We start from the raw sequence: 21507 nt of genomic DNA on the forward strand, positions 1-21507 counted from the left end.
AAAGGAAGCGACTGCAATGGATTCCTTGCGAGACGAGTTCCGCTTGAGCGCACGGCACCCCGTGTTGCGCGATCACGTCGTTCACGGGCAGCACGTGCTTCCCGGGCTGGCCTACGTCGATCTGCTGCATCAGGTGCTCCGCGAGCACGGCTTTGACCATCGCCAGTGGACGCTGCGCCGCCTGTCCATCTACCACCCGCTGTCCGTTTCCGCGGGCGACAAAGTGTCCGTCGAAATCACGGGACACCGCATCGACGACGCCACCTGGCACGTCGATATCCACGGCACTCTGCCGGGAGCGACACGGCGTCGTTACGGCAGCGTTCGGGTCGTTCGCGAGGAACAAGTTCGGTTCGACGAGACGATCGACATGGAAGCGGTGGCGGCGGCGTGTGTCGAGCGCCTCGGGCTGGAGCGCATCCACGCGCAATGTGTCGCGCACGGGCTGGTCCATCGTGCTTTCATGAAACCTTCCGGCACGCGTTATCGCACCGCGGAAGCGATCTATGTCGATTGCGCCGTCGACGCGGCGAGCCGGCCCGAGGGCATGGCGTTGATGTTCCATCCGGCGTTACTCGACACCTGCGCCATCGGCATTGGCGGCCTCGCCTCGGCGGCGGAGCACGACGGACCGTTACCGCTGCTGCTGCCGATCTCGTTCGATGCGTTCCGCGCCTCGCGTCCGCTGGACGGACGCTGCGTGGCCCGCATCCGGCACGATGCCCTGCGCATGCGGAGTGACATGAACTCGGTCACCCTCGATTTCTTCGACGAGGCGGGCACCAAGGTCGCCGAACTGATCGATCTCACCACCAAGGCGGTGGCTGCGCCGTCCTCACCGGAGGACGCGAGTGGCGAGGTCGCGTCGGCGCACGCGATGGAGGATCTCGTCCGCGGGATCATCGCCCGGCACCTGGGTGTGGCAACGGACAACGTGGATGCGGATCGCGGGTTCTACGACATGGGCCTGGATTCGGCGGGCCTACTGGAACTTTCCCAGGTCATCGAGGACCGCCTTTCCGTGCCGATGGCTCCCACCTTGCTCTTCGAACACACGACGACGCGTGCGCTCGCCCGGCACCTGCGCGGCCGGGTCGGCCAGCCTCCGGTGACGATGGCTGCGGCGGCGACGAACGACGACCGGACGCGGGACGTGTCCGCCCATGCCGTTGCCATCGTCGGCATGGCAGGGCGTTTTCCTGAGGCGCGCGATGTTCGCGAACTGTGGCGCAACCTCCTGGCCGGCCGCGACTGCGTTTCGGAGGTTCCGCCTTCGCGCTGGGACTGGCATTTGCTGGATTCGGTAACGTCGGCATCAGGCAAGGCCATGTCCCGTTGGGGCGGGTTCATCGCCGATGCCGACAGCTTTGACGCGGAATTCTTCCACGTGGTGCCGCGTGATGCGGAAACCATGGATCCGCAGGAACGCCAGTTCGTCGAAGTGGCCTGGGAAGCCATCGAAGATGCCGGCCACACGCCGGCGACGCTTTCCGCAGCGCGGCCCGACGGTTTGGCACGCACGGTGGGCGTGTTCGCCGGTGCCATGCACAAGGACTATGCGCTGCTGGGCATCGAGCGCCTGCGCGAGCGCCAGTTGCTTCCGTTGTCGCTGTCGTCGGGAATGATCGCGAACCGGGTGTCATATGTGTGCGATTTCCATGGGCCAAGCATCACCGTGGACACCCTGTGCTCGTCGTCGCTGACCGCCGTGCATCTTGCGGTGGAAAGCCTGCGTCGCGGCGAATGCGACGCGGCCCTGGCCGGTGGCGTGAATCTGTCGTTGCATCCGGCGAAATACCTCGGATACGGCATGGCCGACATGCATGCGAGCGATGGACGCTGCCGCAGTTTCGGGGAAGGCGGCGACGGCTATGTACCCGCCGAAGCGGTGGGTGCCGTGCTGCTCAAGCCGCTGCGCGACGCGGTGGAGGATGGCGACGCGATCTACGCGGTGATTCGTGGCAGCACAGTCAACCACGGTGGATCCGTCAGTGGCTTCTCCGTGCCCAGCCCTGTCGCCCAGGCGGCCATGATCGAGGCATGCCTTGCCAGGGCGGATGTCGACGCGCGCAGCATCGGCTACGTCGAAGCCCACGGCACGGGCACGTCGCTCGGCGACCCCATCGAGATTGAGGGACTTACCCGCGCGTTTCGCACCACGACGAACGAGGTGGGCTTCTGCGCGATCGGATCGCTGAAATCCAACATCGGACATGCCGAGGGTGCTGCCGGCATCGCCGGTCTCATCAAGGCAGCGCTGCAGTTGAAGCACCGCACGCGCGTGGCGTCGCTCCACGCGAACACACCCCATCCGCTCATCGACTGGGCGAATAGTCCCTTCGTCGTCCAGACGCGTACCGAGGCATGGTCGGCGCCGACCCTCGTGGACGATGCCTGCGCCACGCCGACGCCGCGCCGGGCCGCACTCAGCTCGTTCGGTGCCACCGGTTCGAACGCGCACGTCGTGCTCGAGGAATACGTCCGCAGCGCCGAAGACGCGATTCGGCCCACGTCGTCGGAGCCGGCGCTCGTCATCCTGTCCGCCCGCGACGATACACGCCTGCGCGAGCTGGCACGCCGGCTGTATACCTTCCTGGAACAGGTCGACGTGCCATTGGACGATCTCGCCTATACGCTGCAGGTGGGACGCATGGCGTTCGATCATCGCCTGGCCTTCATCGTGCGTGACATGGCGGATTTGTCGCAGCGCCTGCACGCGTTCACGAGTGACGGCGTGGTGCGTGCCGACGGATCGTCGTTCGCGGGCAAGCGCACGGACGAGCGCGAAGCATGGAACGCGAACGCCCGCGACGAACGGCCGTCGGCGCGCGCGGCGACCTGGATGCGTGAGGGCGACCTCGAATCGATCGCGCACGCGTGGACGAACGGCGCTTCGATCGATTGGGTTCGGGCAAGAGGAGATTCTGCGGCACGGCGAGCCAACCTGCCGGGCTATCCGTTCGCGAGGATCCGTCACTGGTTTCCCGACACGTCGTCGACGCCGACGGACGCCAGCACCTCGGCGCGCACGTTGCTGCTGACACCGGACTGGGTGCCGTTCACGGCGGCCCCGACGACGGCGCAGGCCGAGGGCGAGCGCTGGGTGTTGCTGGCCGGCTGGCCGGTGGGTACGTCGGCGACGGCGCTGGCGGCGCAGCTGCCGGCGGCGCGGGTCGAGGTGCTGGCGGCGGACGACGGCACCTCGCTCGAGACGCGCGTGGCGTGGGCGGGCTGGCAATTGCTGGAGCGGGTCCAGGCATGGTTGCGCACGACGCCGGGCACGGGCCTGCACGTGCAGGTGGTGGTCCCGGCGGCGGCGCCGGTGTTCCAGGCCTTGAGCGGCTTGCTGAAGACGGCGCGACTGGAGCAGCCGCGCCTGCGCGGCCAGGTGCTGGGCGTGGCCGCGCTGGACGACGCTTCGCAGGTGGCGGCGTGCCTGGCCCTGGCGGCGCGGGGCGAGGCGGCGGAGCTGCGCTTCGACGGCGAGGTGGCGCAGGCGCGGAGCTACCGGCCGCTGGCCGGCCCGGCGACCGGCGACGGCCCGTGGAAGCGCGACGGGGTGTATCTGATCACCGGCGGCGGCGGTGGCGTGGGCCAGTTGTTCGCCCGGGAGATCGGTGCGCGGGCGGCGGGGGCGACAGTGGTGCTGAGCGGGCGCTCGGCACCGTCTGCGGCGGTGGAGGCGACGCTGTCGTCGCTGCGCGCGGCGGGCCTGCACGTGGCCTACGAGCGCGCCGACGTGACCGATGAGGCAAGCGTGGGGCAACTGGTGGCAACGATCCGTGCGCGCCACGGCCGGCTGGACGGGGTGCTGCACGCGGCGGGCGTACTGTCCGACGGATTCCTGCTGAAGAAGCGCGAGGCCGACTACGCGGCGGTCCTGGCGCCGAAGGTGCGCGGCACGGTGCTGCTGGACCGGGCCACGCGCGAGCTGCCGCTGGATTGCTTCGTGCTGTTCTCCTCGGCGACGGGGGCGCACGGCAACGTGGGGCAGGGCGATTACGCGCTGGCCAACGCGTTCATGGATGCGTACGCGCAGGAGCGCTCGGCGGCGGTGGCCCGGGGCGAGGCGCACGGGCACACGCTGTCGGTGGGCTGGCCGCTGTGGGAGGAGGGCGGCATGCGGGTGGACGCGTTGCGCCGCGAGGAGCTGCGCGCATCGGGGATCGAGGCGATGCCGACGGCGGCGGCGATGGTGGCGTTCGCGCAGGCATATGCGAGCGGGCAGGCGCAGGTACAGGTGCTGCACGGCAGCGCGCACCCGGCGTTGTCCTCGGCGTTACCGGCACCGACCATGCCGATGCCGGAGGTCCGCGCGCCTGCGGCGACGTTGGGTCCGCGCGTGCTCGCGCGGATGCAGGCGCTGTTCGCCGCAGTGACCAAGCTGAGCGCATCGCGGATCGACGTGGACGAGCCGCTGGAGAGCTACGGCATCGATTCGATCATGGTTATGCAGTTGAACGCGCGCCTGGCGACCGTTTTCGAGGAGGTCTCCAAGACCCTGTTCTACGAGTACCCGACGCTGGCCGGGGTGGCCGCGCACCTGGTCGAAAGCGACCCGGCGGCATGCACACGCTGGACCGGCGAATCGGCGCCGGTCGCTCCTGCTGTTGAAACCGGACATCAGGCAGTGGAGGCGCCACCGCCGATCGCGCAGGCGCCGGCCACGTCGCCTGCGCCACGCACCGCGCCCACCGAACGGACGATCGCCATCGTCGGCCTGAGCGGACGCTACGCGGGGGCGGCGGACCTGGACGCGTTCTGGGACAACCTGGCCGCCGGCCGCGACAGCATCACCGAAATCCCCGCCGAGCGTTGGTCGCTGGAAGGTTTCCACGAGCCGGACATGGAGCGGGCGATCGCCACCGGCCGCAGCTACAGCAAGTGGGGCGGCTTCCTCGACGTCTTCGCCGAGTTCGACGCGCGGTTCTTCAACATCTCGCCACGCGAGGCAATGAATCTCGACCCACAGGAGCGGATCTTCCTGCAGGCCTGCTGGGCGGCGATGGAACACGCCGGCTACACGCGCGAGCGCTTCGCCCGCGCCCACGACCGCCGGGTCGGCGTATTCGCCGGAATCACCAAGACCGGCTTCGACCTGTACGGTCCGGCGCTGTGGCAGCGCGGCGAGACGGTGGCGCCGTGGACCTCGTTCGGCTCGCTGGCCAACCGGGTGTCCTACGTGCTGAACCTGCAGGGCCCGAGCATGCCGGTGGACACGATGTGCTCCTCGTCGCTGACCGCGATCCACGAGGCGTGCGAGCACCTGCTGCGCGACGACTGCGAGATGGCCTTCGCCGGCGGGGTGAACCTGTACCTGCACCCGGCCAACTACGCGATGATGTGCAGCAGCCGCATGCTCTCGGCGAGCGGGCGCTGCCACAGCTTTGGCGCCGACGGCGACGGCTTCGTCCCGGGCGAGGGGGTGGGCGTGGCGCTGCTCAAGCCACTGGCCCGGGCCGAGGCCGACGGCGATGCGATCCACGGGGTGATCCGCGCCACGGCGATCAACCACGACGGCAAGACCAACGGCTACACGGTGCCCAACCCGCTGGCCCAGCGCGACCTGATCGCCACGGCGCTGGCCCGGGCCGGGATACCGGCGCGGGCGGTGAGCTACGTGGAGGCGCACGGCACCGGCACGCAGCTGGGCGATCCGATCGAGATCACCGGGCTGACCCAGGCTTTCGCCACGGACGACCGGCAGTTCTGCGCGATCGGTTCGGCCAAGTCGAACATCGGCCACTGCGAGAGCGCGGCGGGGATCGCCGGGCTGACCAAGGTGCTGCTGCAGATGCGTCACGGGCAGCTGGTGCCGAGCCTGCATGCGGCGACGACGAACCCGAACATCGACTTCGCGGCCACGCCGTTCCGGGTGCAGCGCACGCTGGCCGATTGGCCGCGTCCGCGGCTGACGGTGGACGGGCAGGAGCGGGAATACCCACGAGTGGCGGGAATCTCCTCGTTCGGCGCCGGGGGCGCGAACGCGCACGTGATCGTCGAGGAATACATGGCGGCGGCGGTCGCGCCGGTGACGGTGACGCCATCGCGGCCGGCGGTGGTGGTGCTGTCGGCACGCACCGACCAGGCGCTGCGCGAGCGGGCGGCGCAGCTACTGGCGGCGTGCGATCGCGAGGGTTGGACGGACGCGGACCTGGCCGAGGTGGCGTACACCCTGCAGGTGGGCCGCGAGGCGATGGAACACCGGCTGGGCTTCACCGCCGCCTCGATGGCCGCGCTGCGCGCGACGCTGGAACGCTTCCTGGCCGGTGAGGCCGGCGAGCCCGATGCGGAAGGCGAGGTGCTGCACCACGGCGAGGTCAAGGCGCACAAGGACGCGCTGGCGATCTTCAGCGCCGACGAGGAGCTGGGCGAGGCGGTGGCCAAGTGGCTGGCCCGCGGCAAGTACGCCAAGGTGCTGGAGCTGTGGGCCAAGGGCCTGGCCGTCGACTGGCGCGAACTGCACGTCGGTATGTCGCCGCGCATCCGCCCGCTGCCCACCTATCCCTTCGCGCGAGAGCGGCACTGGTTGCCGCTCGACGCACTCGCCCGGCCCGTCGCGGAAGCGGTCGCGACACTGCATCCCCTGGTCCATCGCAATACGTCGACACTGAGGGAACAGCGATTCTCGTCGACGTTCACCGGTGAGGAATTCTTCCTCGCCGATCATCGCGTGCACGGTTCGCGCGTGCTCCCCGGCGTGGCGTGCTTCGAGATGGCGATCGAGGCTGCTGCCCTCGCCTGGGAGCGCGATCCACGGGCCAGTGGCGACGCGACCTTCATTCTGAAAGACGTTGTCTGGCTGCATCCGCTGCGCGTGGATGCGCAAACCACGGTGCATGTTCGCCTGGTGCCGACGGCTACCGAGGATCTCCGCTTCGAGATCTATACTCGGGCAGGCAATGCGACGGACGACGCGGACGAAACCGTGCATTCGCGTGGCACCATCGCCATCGCCTCGCCCCGATCCCACGAGGTCGTCGACGTCGCCGCGCTTCGCCGCGGCTGCGATCGCGACATCGACGGGACGGACTGCTATGCCGTCTTCAACGCCACCGGCGTTCGCTACGGCATGGGCCATCGCGGTATCTGCCGCCTCCATCTCGGCGCCGATGCGCGGTCGTCCTACGTGCTGGCCGAACTTCGCCTGCCGGACGTCATGCACGCGACGGACGACGGTTACCTGCTCCATCCCGGATTCCTCGACAGCGCGCTGCAAGCGTCGATCGGTTTTGCGATGGTGACTGACGCGAAACCGGTCGACGACGCGCCGGCCCAGGCGGCCATGCCGTTCGCGGTGGACGAGATCGAAGTCCTCGCCCCGACGCCGCGCCAAGGCCATGCGCTGGTCCGCAGCCGCTCGATTGCGGGCTCCTCTTCGTCGCGACTCGACGTCGAGGTCTGCGACGAGCGGGGCAGGCCATGCGTCATCGTGCGCGGACTGACCTGCCGTACTGTCGGCTCGCCTTCCGCGGAGACGTCCGCGACATCCGCGACGCCCGAGACGACGCTGCTCGCGCCGCAATGGGATGTGGTCGTGCAACCCTTCGGCGAATCGTGGCCAGCAGCGGACGCGCGCGTGCTGGTCATCGACGGCAGCGACGGCCAGGGAGTTGCCCTGACCGCCCGGTATGGACAACGCGTCATCGTGGATGCGAAGGACACCGATGTGTCGCTCACCCGGGCGCTCGCCTCGTCGGCGACGCCGTACGACCATGTCGTATGGATTGCCCCGACGATATCCGCGCCACCTGGCGACGACGCATTGATCCACGCGCAGGAAGACGGCGTCGTCGCCCTTTACCGCCTGGTCAAGACCCTGCTCGCCGAGGGATACGGCACGCGTCGCCTCGGCTGGACCGTGCTGACGACACAGTCGCAGCGTGCGTGGGCGAGCGACGCGATCGATCCGGCGCATGCGAGCGTGCACGGCTTCATCGGCTCGGTCGCGAAGGAGTACCCCCATTGGTTGCTGCGCCTCGTCGATCTCGGGGCCGACGGACACGTCGTGCCGGACGACGTGCTGCGCCTGCCGTTCATCGCGTCGGGCGACGCATGGCTGACCCGTGGCGGCGAATGGTTCCGGCAGCGGTGGCTACCGTTCGAACCCCGTTCCGAACCTCGCCCGGTCTTTCGCCGGGGCGGCGTCCATGTCGTCGTCGGCGGTGCCGGCGGCCTTGGCCAGGTCTTCACCGAATACCTCCTGCGGGAACATGCCGCATCGGTGGTATGGATCGGCCGGCGGGCGCAAGACGCGGAGATCGAAGCGGCCATCGAGCGCCTGCGTGCTCACGGCGAACCGCCCCTCTACATTCAGGCGGATGCGACGCAATACGACGAGTTGAATCGCGCGCGTTCCGCCATCGTGCAGCGATATGGACGGATCCACGGCATCGTGCATTCCGCGATCGTGCTGCTCGACAAGAGCCTCGCGAACATGGACGAAGACCGCTTCCGCGCAGCGCTTCGCGCGAAAGTGGATATCTCGGTGCGCATGGCCCAGGTCTTCGCCGTGGACGAGCCGGAAGTCGTGCTGTTCTTCTCGGCGTTGCAGAGTTTCGTCAAGGCCGCAGGGCAGAGCAACTACGCCGCGGGCTGCACTTTCAAGGATGCTTTCGCCCACGCGTTGCAATCGTCGTGGCCGTCCTCGGTGAAGACGATGAACTGGGGTTTCTGGGGGTCCGTCGGCCGCGTCTCCTCGGAGGACTATGCGCAGCGCATGCGGCAGATGGGCATCGGCTCCATCGAACCGGAAGAGGGCATCCACGGCCTGTTGTCGCTGCTTGACGCGGACGTGCCGCAACTGGCGATGGTCAAGACGTTGTCGACGGAGACACTCGGCGCCTTGAGCGCGAACACGGGATTGCGCGCGCTACCTCGCTCGCCCCAGGTGGACGACCGAATCGCCGACACGCCGATGGTCGCGGCAGGCGGGCCCGCGAGCGAAGATGAACGGGCGAACGCCTGGCACGCCACCTTCCACGATCTGCAACTTGCCTTGCTGAGCACGCAGCTCGCGCAACTCGGCTTGCTCGATGCGGCATCGGAGATGCTCCTGCACGACCGGATCGCATCGGCCGGCATACGCGGCCACCACGTGCGCTGGGTGAGGCACAGTCTGCGCATACTCGATGAAACACCCATCCAGACAGGAGGCGACGATCCCTGGACGGCATGGCGATCGTTGAAGGATGCCTCGCATGACGACCACAGTCTCGTCGCGCAGATGGATCTCGTCGAGCGCGCGTTGCGTGCCCTGCCGGATGTTCTCACGGGACGCCGCCTGGCAACCGACGTGTTGTTCCCCGATTCGTCGATGGGCTCGGTCGCTAGCGTCTACGCGCGCAACGCCGTGGCCGATCACTTCAACTCGGTGCTGTGCGACGCACTGGAAGCGCAGCTTCGCGATCGCCTGGACCGCGATCCGGGCCGCCGTTTCCGCATCCTGGAGATCGGCGCCGGCACAGGCGGCACCAGCGCCATGGTATTCGAACGGCTGAAGCCCTTCGAGGCCGCCATCAAGGAGTACACGTATACCGACGTATCCAGGTCGTTCCTGCTGCACGCCGAAGATCATTTCGCGCACGTGCCGTACCTGCGCGGCCGCTTGTTCAACGTCGAGCAGGCGCCGGAAGCACAATCGATGGCCACGGGCGGCTATGACGCGGTGATCGCCACGAACGTACTTCACGCCACGCGCAACATCCGAAGCACGCTGCGCAACGCAAAGGCGACCCTGAAGCGGGGCGGCCTATTGCTCATCAACGAAATCACCGGATTCAGTCTGTTCACCCACCTGACGTTCGGACTGCTCGACGGTTGGTGGCTGTTCGAAGACGATGCACTGCGCATCCCCGGCACACCGGGGCTCGCGCCGTCGGCGTGGCGGAACGTACTGCGAGCGGAAGGATTCCCGATCGTCCATCTGCCCGCGGAGGCGTCGCATGCGCTCGGTCAGCAAGTGATCGTCGCCCTGAGCGACGGCGTGATCTTCCGGACGCTCGGTGCTCCGGTCACCGCCATGCCCGCCGAGCGTCGGCCGGCACGGACGCAGTCCGTCGCGGAAACCGCGACCGTCAGCGCTCTAGTGCGCACCTCCGATACGGCGCGCGACGACGATGCGCGCAAGGACGCCTGGCTGCGCCGGACGATCGTCGAGACGATCGCCGCCGCGCTGAGGGTATCGCCCGACCTGGTCGATCCCGACGAGCCGTTTGCCGATTACGGGCTGGACTCGATACTCGGCGTGCATGCCGTACACGTGCTGTCGGATACGCTCGGCATCGCATTGAACACGACGTCGCTGTTCGATTTCAGCACGGTGAACCGGCTCACCGGTTTCATTCTGGCCGAGCATGAGGTGCGCTGGCAGCCGGATGCGACGAACGATAGAGATGCCGCCGCCACGGTCGTCGTCGGTGAGCCATCGTCGCCGACGTCCACGCGGTTCGCCGCGCCGGAGCCCATCGTGGAAGAACACGCGGCGGCCATCGCATCCGGCGTGCCCGAACCGATCGCCATCATCGGCCTGAGCGCGCGCTATCCGCACGCCGAGGATGCAGACGCGTTGTGGAAGCACCTCGCTCAGGGCAACGACCTGCTCGATCCGATCGAGGGCAGTCCGTACGGCCGTCGTGGCGTGGTGTCGGGCATAGAACAGTTCGACGCGATGTTCTTCAACATCTCGGGCACAGAAGCCACTTACATGGATCCGCAACAGCGGCTTTTCCTGGAAGAAGCATGGAATGCGCTAGAAGACGCCGGCTACGCCGGCGTCGACATCCAGCAGAAGCTCTGCGGCGTCTACCTGGGCTGCACGGGCGGCGACTACGGTGCGCTGCTCTCCGGCAACGTTCCGCCGCAGGCGTTCTGGGGAAATTCCGGTTCGGTGACGCCGTCACGCATCGCCTATTTCCTAGATCTGCAGGGACCCGCACTCGCCATCGACACCGCATGCTCCAGTTCGCTGGTCGCCATCCATGTCGCCAGCCAAGGCCTGCGTGCCCGAGAGGTAGACATTGCGCTCGCCGGTGGCGTGTTCATCCAGTCCAGTCCCACGTTCCAGATATCCGCCATGCGGGCTGGCATGCTCTCGGCGAGCGGCCGCTGCCATACCTTCGACGATCGCGCCGACGGTTTTGTCTCCAGCGAAGGCGTGGGCGTAGTGGTGCTGCGTCGGCTCGCCGATGCCCTGGCGAGCAACGACCATATCCACGGGGTGATCCGCGGTTCGGGCATCAACCAGGACGGAACGACCAATGGCATCACGGCACCGAGCGCGCGCTCGCAGGAACGCCTGCATCGCCAGGTTTACGACACCTTCGACATCGATCCAGCGGACATCCAGATGGTGGAAGCGCACGGCACGGGCACCAAGCTAGGCGACCCGGTCGAGTTCCAGGCGCTGACCAAAGCGTTCCGCAAGTACACACAGGACCGCCAGTACTGCGCCATCGGTTCGATCAAGACCAACCTGGGCCATGCGGCGAATGCCGCTGGCGTGGCCGGCGTGATCAAGGTGCTGCTGGCACTCAGGCACGATGCCATGCCCGCCTCTCTGCATTTCGAGAAGGGCAACGGCCATATCGATTTCGCATCGAGTCCCTTCTTCGTCAATACCACCTTGCGCCCGTGGCCGCCTAAGCCGGATCGAAAACGCCTCGCGGCAATCAGTTCGTTCGGCTTCAGCGGCACCAACGCGCACCTGGTGATCGAGGAAGCGCCGGCGCGCGCGCGCGCGGCGGTGACACGGCCGGCGCATCTGGCGGTGCTGTCCGCGCGCAGCGCAGCGCAGCTGCGCACGCAGGCGCAGCGGCTCCTGGAGCGGCTGGCGACGTGGCGGGCGGAGGGGCGGGAGTATGCGCTGGGCGACGTGAGCCATACGCTGCTGACCGGCCGGCGGCACTTCGCCCATCGGCTGGCCTGCGTGAGCGAGGACATCGACGGGCTGGGCCGGCAGTTGGCCGGCTGGCTGGCCGGGGAAGCCGGCGCGGTGCGCGCGAGCGAGATCCGCGAGCGGGGCGTGCCCGAGCGCGGGCCGCACGGCGCGGAAGGCGAGACCTGCCTGGCCGCGTGCGCGACGCTGGCGGTGACGGACGCGACGGCGTACCGGCAGCGGCTGGAGCGGTTGGCCGAACTGTTCGTGCAGGGCGAGCCGCTGGACTACGGGCGGCTGTTCGCCGGTGGTGGGTATGCGCGGGTGCCGTTGCCGACCTATCCGTTCGCGCGCTCGCGCTACTGGGTGCCCTCGGCGCCGATACCGGCCACGGAAGCCATAGAGCCCATTGCACCGACGCGGAACGCGGGAACGGATGAACGGATGGACGAGACGTGCGAGGCGGCGCCGGCGTTCCCGTTGAGCGGTGCACTGACCCTGGTGCCGGGCTGGGCGCCGATCGCGACGGTCGAGGTGCCGGTGGCGCGCGCGCGGCACGACGGCACGGGCTGGGCGATCGTCGAGGACGACCCGGCGCGGCAGGCCCGCTGGCGGGCGCGGTATCCGGCCGCCGAGGTGCTGGCGGCGGCCGCGGTGCCGGCGCGGCGGGCGGCGCTGGCCGGGATCGTGCAGTGGTTCTGGCCGCTGCCGTCGGCGCGGGAGTCGGTGACGGGGGCGGCGATCGTGGCCGGCCAGGCGGCGGGGGTGATGCCTGGCCTGGCGCTGTTGCAGGCCTTCGCGGCGGCGGCCGCACCGCTGTCGCTGACGGTACTGACCCGGCGCAGCCAGCCGGTGCTGGCCGGCGAGGCGATCGATCCCACGCACGCGAGCGTGTGGGGTCTGGTGGGCAGCGCGGCGAAGGAGCATCCGGCATGGCGGCTGCGGCTGTTCGACCTGGAGGATGAGATCGACGAGGTAGGCGAAGCGGACGCGACCGAGGTGGCGCCGCCCTCGCTGGAGGCCTGCTTGGCCTGGCCGGCGGATGCCGACGGCAACGGCCGGGCGCAGCGGGACGGGCGCTGGTACCGGCCGGTCTGCGTGCCCTGCGCGCTGCCCGTGGCGTCGGCACCGGCGTTCCGTATCGGTGGGGTCTACGCGATCGTCGGGGGCGCGGGCGAGTTGGGCCAGGTGCTCAGCGAGCACCTGGTGCGCCAGTACGGCGCGCGGGTGGTCTGGCTGGGCCGGCGGGCGGAGGACGCGACGATCCAGGCGCGTCGCACGCGTCTGGCGGCCTGGGGCGAGGCGCCCACGTACCTGTCGGTGGACGCGCGCGACGTGGCGGCGATGGGCCGGGTGCGCGAGGCGATCCTGGCCCGGCACGGGGTGATCCACGGGGTGATTCACGCGACCCTGGCGATGGGCGGTAGCGACCTGGCGCACATGGACACGGCGCGCTTCGAGGCCGGCCTGTCGGCGAAGGTGGCCGCGACGGTGGGCGTGGTCGAGGCGTTCGCCGGGCACGTGACGGACGCGATGGTGTTCTTCTCCTCGATCCAGGCCCTGGAGAAGACCCGCCGGCAGAGCAACTACGCGGCCGGCAGCACGTTCCTGGACGCCTACGTGGCCTCGCGCTCGGCGACGCTGGGCTGCGCGGTGCGGGTGATCGACTGGGGGTATTGGGCGAGCACGGCCACGGCCGGAGCGCTGGAGAGCTTCCGCCACTGGCTGACCGAGGCGGGGATGGACACGATCGCCCCGGCCGAGGGCCTGGCGGTGCTGGAGCGGGTGCTGGCCAGCCCGCTGGAACGGGTGGCGTACCTGCGCACCACCCGCGCGGGGGCGTTGCAGGGGGTGCGGCTGGGCACGGGGCAGGTCACGGTGGATGCCTCGGCGCCGCCGCTGGCCGAGGCGCTGGCCGACTTCGTGCCGCCGGCGTATGCCGGCCCGGCGCCGACGGCGGCCACGCAGGCGCGGGCGCAGGCCCTGCACGCGCTGTTGCTGGAGGTGCTGGTGCAGCGCCTGCGCGAGCTGGGTCCGGCGGCGCCGTGCGCGTCGTTGGCGGCGTGGAAGGCGGGCGCGGCGCTCGCCCCGGCGTACACGCGCTGGTGGGCACAGACCGAGCGGCTGTTGCGTGCGCACTGGGGCGACGAGGCGGCGGTGCTGTCGGCGTTGCAGGGCCCGGCCGACGCCACGGTGGCGCCGCGCTGGGCGACCTGGGTAGCGGCCGGCGGGGAGGACGCGGCGTCCCTGGCGCTGGTCGACGCCACGCAGGCGGCGCTGCCGGCGATCCTGCGCGGCGAGCAGGCGGCGACGGCGGTGGTGTTCCCGCAGGCGACGCTGCAGCGGGTGGAGGGGATGTACCGGGGCAACCCGCTGACCGACCACTGCAACACGGTGGTGGCGCAGGCGCTGGTCCATTACCTGCGCGCGCGCCTGGCGCAGGACCCGGCCACGCGGCTGCGCGTGCTGGAGGTGGGCGCGGGTACCGGCGGGACCAGCGCGGTGGTCTTCGCCGCGCTGGGCGCGTACGCCGCGCACGTGGCCGAGTACGCCTACACCGACCTGTCCAAGGCATTCCTGCATCACGCCCAGGCGCAATACGCGCCGCACGTGCCGTACCTGCGCGGGCAGGTGTTCGACCTGGAGAAGGCGCCCGCGGCGCAGGGCGTGGAAGAGCACGGCTACGACGTGGTGATCGCGACCAACGTGGTCCATGCCACGCGCGACATCCGCCAGGCGCTGGGCCACGTCAAGGCAGTGCTAAAGGGGCAGGGGATCCTGCTGCTGAACGAGCTGAGCAGCAACAGCGTGCTAGGCCACCTGACCTTCGGCCTGCTGGAGGGCTGGTGGCGCTTCGAGGACGCGGCGCTGCGCGAACCGGGCTCGCCGCTGCTGGCTCCGGCGCGCTGGGCGCGGGCGCTGCACGCGGAAGGCTACGCGCCGGTGCGCTTCCTCACCCCCGAGTTGCACGCCGGCACGCAGGTGATCACCGCGGTCAGCGACGGCGTGGTCCTGCGTAGCGACGCGGCGGTCGTGACCGACAGCGCGCCGGCGACGGCGGTTGCCACGCCGGCGGCGGACCTCGCGCCGGCCATCACCCCGGCCACCGCGCCGGTGAACACGGCACGCCTGCAGGCGCACGTGCGCCAGGTGGTCCTGGAGACGCTGTCCGAGGCGCTGATGGTGGAGATGGCCGCGATCCATCCAGACGAATCGTTCGCCGAGTACGGCCTGGACTCGCTGCTGGGCGTGCGCACGGTAGAGGCGATCAACGCCACCCTGGGCACCACGCTGACCAGCACCAGCGTGTTCGACTTCAGCACGGTCAACAAGCTCACCGCCCACCTGGTCCAGCGCTACCGCGACACCCTCGCCGCCGCGCTCGACGGCACCCCGCCGGCGGCCGAGACACCGGCACCGGCACCCACCCCGGTAACGGCAACGACACCGGCACCCACGGCGACAACGACGTCGACACCGGTCGCACTGCCTTCCGCGCTCGCCCCGATCGCAATCGTCGGCCTGAGCGGGCGCTACCCGCGCTCGCCCGACGTGGCGACCCTGTGGACCCACCTGGCCGCCGGCGACGACCTGACCGAGCCGGTCACCCGCTGGGACATGCCGGCGATCCTGGGCGACACGGCGTACTGCCCGCGCGGCGGCTTCCTCGACGGCATCGCCCACTTCGATGCGCGGTTCTTCAACATCTCCGGCCTGGAAGCCACCCACATGGACCCGCAGCAGCGGCTGTTCCTGGAGGAGGCCTGGAAAGCACTGGAGGAAGCCGGCCACGTCGGCGCCTCGATCGCCGGCCAGCGCTGCGGCGTCTACGCCGGCTACAACGGCGGCGACTACCACCTCCTGCCGGCCGGCCCGCTGCCCGCCCAGGCGATGTGGGGCAAGGCCACCTCGCTGGTCTCCGCGCGCATCGCCTATCACCTGGACCTGCAGGGCCCAGCGATCACCGTCGACACCGCCTGTTCCAGCTCGCTGGTGGCCATGCACCTGGCCTGCCAGGCGCTGCGCGCCGGCGAGGTCGACCTGGCCCTGGCCGGCGGCGTCTTCGTCCAGTCCACCCCCGGCCTGTACCTGGGCGGCGAGCGCGCCGGCATGCTCTCGGCCAGCGGCCGCTGCCACACCTTCGACGACCGCGCCGACGGCTTCGTGCCCGGCGAGGGCGTGGGCGTGGTGGTGCTCAAGCGGCTGGACGACGCCCTGGCCGACGGCGACCACCTGCATGGGGTGATCCGCGGCAGCGGGATCAACCAGGACGGCGCGACCAACGGCATCACCGCGCCCAGCGCGGTCTCCCAGGAGCGCCTGGAGCGCGAGGTCTATGAGCGCTTCGGCATCAACGCCGACGGCATCCAACTGGTCGAGGCGCATGGCACCGGGACCAAGCTCGGCGATCCGATCGAGTTCCATGCCCTGACCCGCGCCTTCCGCCAGGACAGCGCCCGCCAGGGCTACTGCGCGATCGGCTCGATCAAGACCAACCTGGGCCACACCACCGCCGCCTCCGGCGTGGCCGGCGTGCTCAAGGTGCTGCTGTGCCTGCGCCACGCACAGATCGCCCCGTCGCTGCATTACGGCCAGCCCAACCGGCACATCGACTTCGCCGACAGCCCCTTCTACCTGCCCACCGCGCTGCGCCCGTGGACGGTCGCCCCCGGGCAGGTCCGCCGCGCCGCGGTCAGCTCGTTCGGTCTCAGCGGCACCAACGCGCACATGGTGATCGAGCAGGCCCCGGCGCACGCCCGCACCACGGCGCCGCGGCCCGGCTACCTGTGGGCGCTCTCCGCGCGCAGCGAGGCGCAACTCCGCCAGCAGGTCGAACGCCTGCTCGCCCACCTCGATGCCGAACCTGCCATCGACTGCGGCAACGTCAGTTACACCTTGCTGATGGGGCGAAAGCACTTCGAACACCGGCTGGCCTGCGTGGGCGGAAGCCTGGAAGAACTCGTCCAGCGCCTGGGCAAATGGCTCGCTCGCGGCAAAGCGCCCCAGGTTCACGTCTCGCGCGGCCTGGAACTGCAGGGCGGAGGCGAGGTGGCACTGCGCCGATACGGCGAGCAATGCATGGCGGAATGTCTGCCGACCCTGGCCACCGACGACTACCTGGAACGCCTGGCCGCGATCGCCGAACTGCACGCCCAGGGTTACGACCTCGACTTCGCCCCGCTGTTCGCCTCCCAGCCCCATGGTCGCCTGTCGCTGCCGACATACCCGTTCGCACCGACGCCGTATTGGGTGGAAGCGCCGGAAGCGACGGCGTCAGTCGGCGCACGATACGTCCGCGAGCACCTGCATCCCTTGCTTCACGTCAACCGGTCGGACTTCTGGCAGCAGCGTTACGTTTCCACCTTTACCGGTGACGAGCACGAGTTCACGGACCATCGCGTACAGGGCAAACGCCTGCTTCCGGGCGTCGCCTATCTTGAAATGGTGCATGCGGCGAATAGCCGGTCGATGGGTCTGCAAGGCATCGGCGAAGAGCGTCACGGCCCCTCGCGACACGAAGATGCCGTGCCCATGGTGCTGCGCCACGTGGTCTGGCTGCGACCGATCGTGGTCGATGGCGCGCCGGTTGCCGTGAGCACAACGCTGGTCGAGAACGACGCCGGTGAAATCGAGTTCGAGATTGTTTCCGACGGTCCGGACGACGGCATGCCATGGGTGCACGCGCAGGGCAGGGCGGTGCTCGCGGCCCACCTGGACGACGCGCTTCCGGAAAACGGTGGGCGCCTCGACCTCGAACGCCTACGGGCGGGTTGCGAACGCCGTGTCGCCGTCGAGGATTGCTACGCGATCTACGCCAGCGTCGGCATCGAGTACGGGCCCGCCCATCGTGGATTGACGCGTATCGACATCGGCAAAGACGGCGAAGGACCCTACGTCGTCGCGGAGGTCGCTTTGCCGGCATGCACCCTCGATGCCCAGTCGCGCTACGCGTTGCATCCGTCGATCATGGATGCCGCCGCGCAGGCGGCCCTGGCGCTGGAACTGGCCGACGCGAACGCTTCGGCGCAGGAACCCCGTGGTCCGGTCGTACCGTTCGCAGTAAAGGAGGCCGTCATTACGCAACGCACGCCAGAACACGCCGTCGTGGTCATCCGCGCCGATACCTCCGACGTCGCGAAGCCAGGGATGCGCAACCTGCGCATCGACATCTGCGATACCGCCGGTCGCGTATGCGTGCGCCTGGATGGGCTGCGCTCCCGCGAGTTCACGCCACCATCCCATGGTGCGGACGATACGAACAGAACCGAACGCGACGCACCCGGCACGCTACTCACACCGTCGTGGGAAGTCGACGCTTCGCCAGGACTCGACGGCGACCGCCACAAGGCGTTACTCCTGCTCGGCGAACCTGCGACGCACGGCGTCAGGGACGCCCTGAGGCAACGCCATTCGCACGCTCGGCTCATCGACGTCGAACCCGGCGCAACGGTCGAGGACATCGCCACCGCCATCGATGGACAAACGCCCAGTCACGTGGTCTGGGTGGCGACGCCGACCGCGTTCGCTACACATCCCGACGAGCCGTCGGCATGCGCTTTGGCCTGTTTCCGGACGATAAAGGCGCTGCTCCACCGGGGCTTCGGAGACGACGCGCTGGAGTTCACCCTCGTCACGACGGGCGCCTGCGCCGTCGACGCCGATGCACCGGTTGACGCCGCCCAGGCGGCCACGCACGGACTGGTGGGGTCGTTGGCCAAGGAATATGCGCATTGGACCATACGCATCGTCGACATCGCGGCGGACGATCCGCGGCCGTTCAACGACATGCTCAACCGCCCCGTCGACGGCAACGGACGCACGTCGGCCCATCGCGACGGCGAATGGCTGACGCAGGAGCTGATTGCCTGTGAGGTGGAGGCTCGGGGCAACGCCTATCGCGAAGGTGGTGTCTACGTCATCGTCGGTGGGGCAGGGGGAATCGGCGAAGCGCTAAGCGAGCACTTGATACGCCGATATCGCGCGCACGTCGTGTGGCTTGGCCGCCGTGCTCACGATGCCGGGATCGCCGCCAGGATCGATCGCCTCGTGGCACTGGGTGGTCCCGCTCCGATCTATATCCAGGCCGATGCCACGCGACAGAGCGACCTCGAACGCGCGTATCGACAAATCCGCGAACGCCACGACGGAATTCACGGCATCGTCCACTCGGCGATCGTGCTGCTCGACAAGGGGCTGGCGAACATGGACGAGGAACGTTTCCTCGCGGGCCTCGGCGCAAAGGTGGATGCCAGCGTGCGCCTCGCCGAGGTGTTCGCCGGCGAACCTCTCGACTTCGCGGTGTTCTTTTCCTCGTTCCAAAGCTTCGCCCGCGCGGGCGGCCAGGGCAACTACGCCTCCGGTTGCACGTTCCAGGATGCCCTGGCGCATGAGTTATCCCGTACCTGGCCCTGCCGCGTCAGGGTAATGAACTGGGGCTACTGGGGCAGCGTAGGCATAGTGGCGTCAGAGGACATCCAGCGACGGATGGCCGATCTTGGCGTGGCATCCATCGAGCCGGAGGAAGGACTCGCCGCGCTCGATCGCCTGCTCGGCGGACCGTTCACCCAGTTGGCCTTCGTAAAGACACAGCGTGATGCCGCCGCTACCGACGAGCCACCGCCGCAACTGGTGGCCTTGCCCGATGACACGCCATCCATTGATATGGGGATGCTGTTCTCATGAGCGAGGATGTCGTGATCACCGGCGTCGGCGTGGGTAGCGCCATCGGCCATGGAAAGAACGCCTTTCTCGACGCGTTGCTCGGAGGACGCAGTGCTTTCGGCATCATGCGGCGGCCTGGCCGGCAGCATGGTCAGGAGACGTCGTTCATCGGTGCCGAGATGGACATGCCGCCGCTGCCGGATACGCTTGAAAAATCACTGCCACGCGGCCTTTCGCTGAGTGGGCGGCTCGCGTTGGCGACGCTGCACGAGGCATGGGAGGAAGCCTCGCTGGATGCGATCGACCCGCGGCGCATCGGTCTTATCGTGGGAGGGTCCAATTTCCAGCAACGCGAGATCGCGCTGTTGCACGAAAAGTATCGCAATCGCGAGGCGTTCCTGCGTCCCACCTACGGCATGACGTTCATGGATACCGACGTCGTCGCCTCATGCACGTCGCTCTTCGGCATTCGCGGCCCGTCGTACACCGTCGCGGGCGCGTCGGCCAGCGGGCAGCTGGCGATCCTTCGCGCGACGCAGGCGGTCCGTTCGGGTGAGGTTGACGCATGCATCGCGCTCGGCCCCCTGATGGACCTGTCTTACTGGGAATGCCTCGGTTTGCGCTCGCTGGGCGCGATGGGTTCGGATCGCCATGCCGACGTACCGTCAGCGGCCTGCCGTCCGTTCGACACGTACCGTGATGGATTCATCTTCGGTGAATGCGGTGCGGCCATCGTCGTCGAGCGTGCCACGCCTGCGCGCCGGGCCGGTGTGCGTCCTTATGCGACGGTGTGCGGTTGGGGACTCGTCATCGACGGCAATCGGAATCCCGATCCATCCGTCGACGGCGAAGTCGCCGCGATCCGCGCCGCCCTGGAGACCGCCGGCTGTCAGGCGAGCGACATCGACTACGTGAATCCACACGGTACCGGCTCGCCCCTCGGCGACGAGACCGAGCTGAAGGCCTTGCGTGCCTGCGGACTGGTTTCCGCAGCCATCAATGCGACGAAGTCCGTGACCGGTCACGGACTCTGCGCGGCGGGGGCGGTCGAAGTCGCGGCCACCGTCCTACAGATGCGGGCAGGGCGCCTGCACCCGAGCCTCAATCTCGAAGAGCCCATCGACAACGGCTTCGACTGGGTACGCGGCACGAGCATGGCCCGCGACGTCCGTCACGCCATCACGCTGAGTATGGGATTCGGCGGCGTCAACACCGCGCTCTGCCTGCGCCACGCCGACGAGGCGTGACGCGGTAGCCGGCTTCACGCCATCGCCGGCCGCGACGGTTCGGCGACCGGGGCCAGCGAGCCCTTGTCGAGCCGCAGCGTATGCGTCGCGTACTCCGCCGCGAGTGGATCGTGGGTCACCATGACGACGGTTTTCCCGTGGTTGCGGCTGAGCTCGCGGAGCAGGCTCAGCACGTCCTGCGCAGCCTGCCGGTCGAGATCGCCCGTGGGTTCGTCACAGACCAGCACCGCGGGGTCTGAAACGATGGCACGTGCGATCGCCACGCGCTGTTGCTGGCCGCCGGACAACTCCGACGGTCGGTGCGATGCGCGGTCGGCGAGGCCCACCAATTGCAAAGCGATCGACGCATTCCTGCGCCGCTCGGCAGCGGATAGACGCGTGAGGAGCAGAGGCAATTCCACGTTCTTCTGCGCGTTGAGCATCGGCAGCAGGTTATAGAACTGGTACACGAAACCGATGTGCGACGATCGCCAGCGGGCGAGGGCGGTTTCGCCGAGCCCGTCGATGCGTTGACCCCGGATCGCGATAGAACCTTCCGAGGGCCTGTCCAGGCCGGCGATCAGGTTAAGGAGGGTGGTCTTACCGGAACCGGAAGGACCCATCAACGCAACGAAGTCGCCCTCGGTGATGTCGAGATCGACATGATGGAGCACCTCGACCGTCTGTTGACCACGTTGGTAAGTCTTCGAAACACCGCGAATTTCTATCAGGCTGGCCATCAAC

Annotated in this window: 3 protein-coding genes; 2 read left to right on the forward strand and 1 reads right to left on the reverse strand. The window is 68.9% G+C overall.

The window, feature by feature from the left end; genetic code table 11:
- The first annotated feature begins 16 nt into the window (after positions 1-16).
- Complete coding sequence (locus tag AC1PLS_RS10880; RefSeq protein WP_481103669.1) at positions 17-19558, forward strand: SDR family NAD(P)-dependent oxidoreductase; 19542 nt, start codon at positions 17-19, stop codon at positions 19556-19558.
- Positions 19555-20784, forward strand: coding sequence for a beta-ketoacyl synthase N-terminal-like domain-containing protein (locus AC1PLS_RS10885; RefSeq protein WP_184431149.1), 1230 nt, complete (start codon positions 19555-19557; stop codon positions 20782-20784). The genes AC1PLS_RS10880 and AC1PLS_RS10885 overlap by 4 nt, the downstream gene beginning before the upstream one ends.
- A gap of 14 nt (positions 20785-20798) precedes the next feature.
- Here the strand turns inward: AC1PLS_RS10885 and AC1PLS_RS10890 are convergent, their stop codons facing one another.
- Positions 20799-21503: an ABC transporter ATP-binding protein gene (locus tag AC1PLS_RS10890; RefSeq protein ID WP_184431151.1), complete on the reverse strand. Its 705-nt coding sequence runs from the start codon at positions 21501-21503 to the stop codon at positions 20799-20801.
- Positions 21504-21507 lie beyond the last annotated feature (4 nt).

It is taken from the genome of Xanthomonas sp. NCPPB 3218 (genome assembly GCF_056725185.1).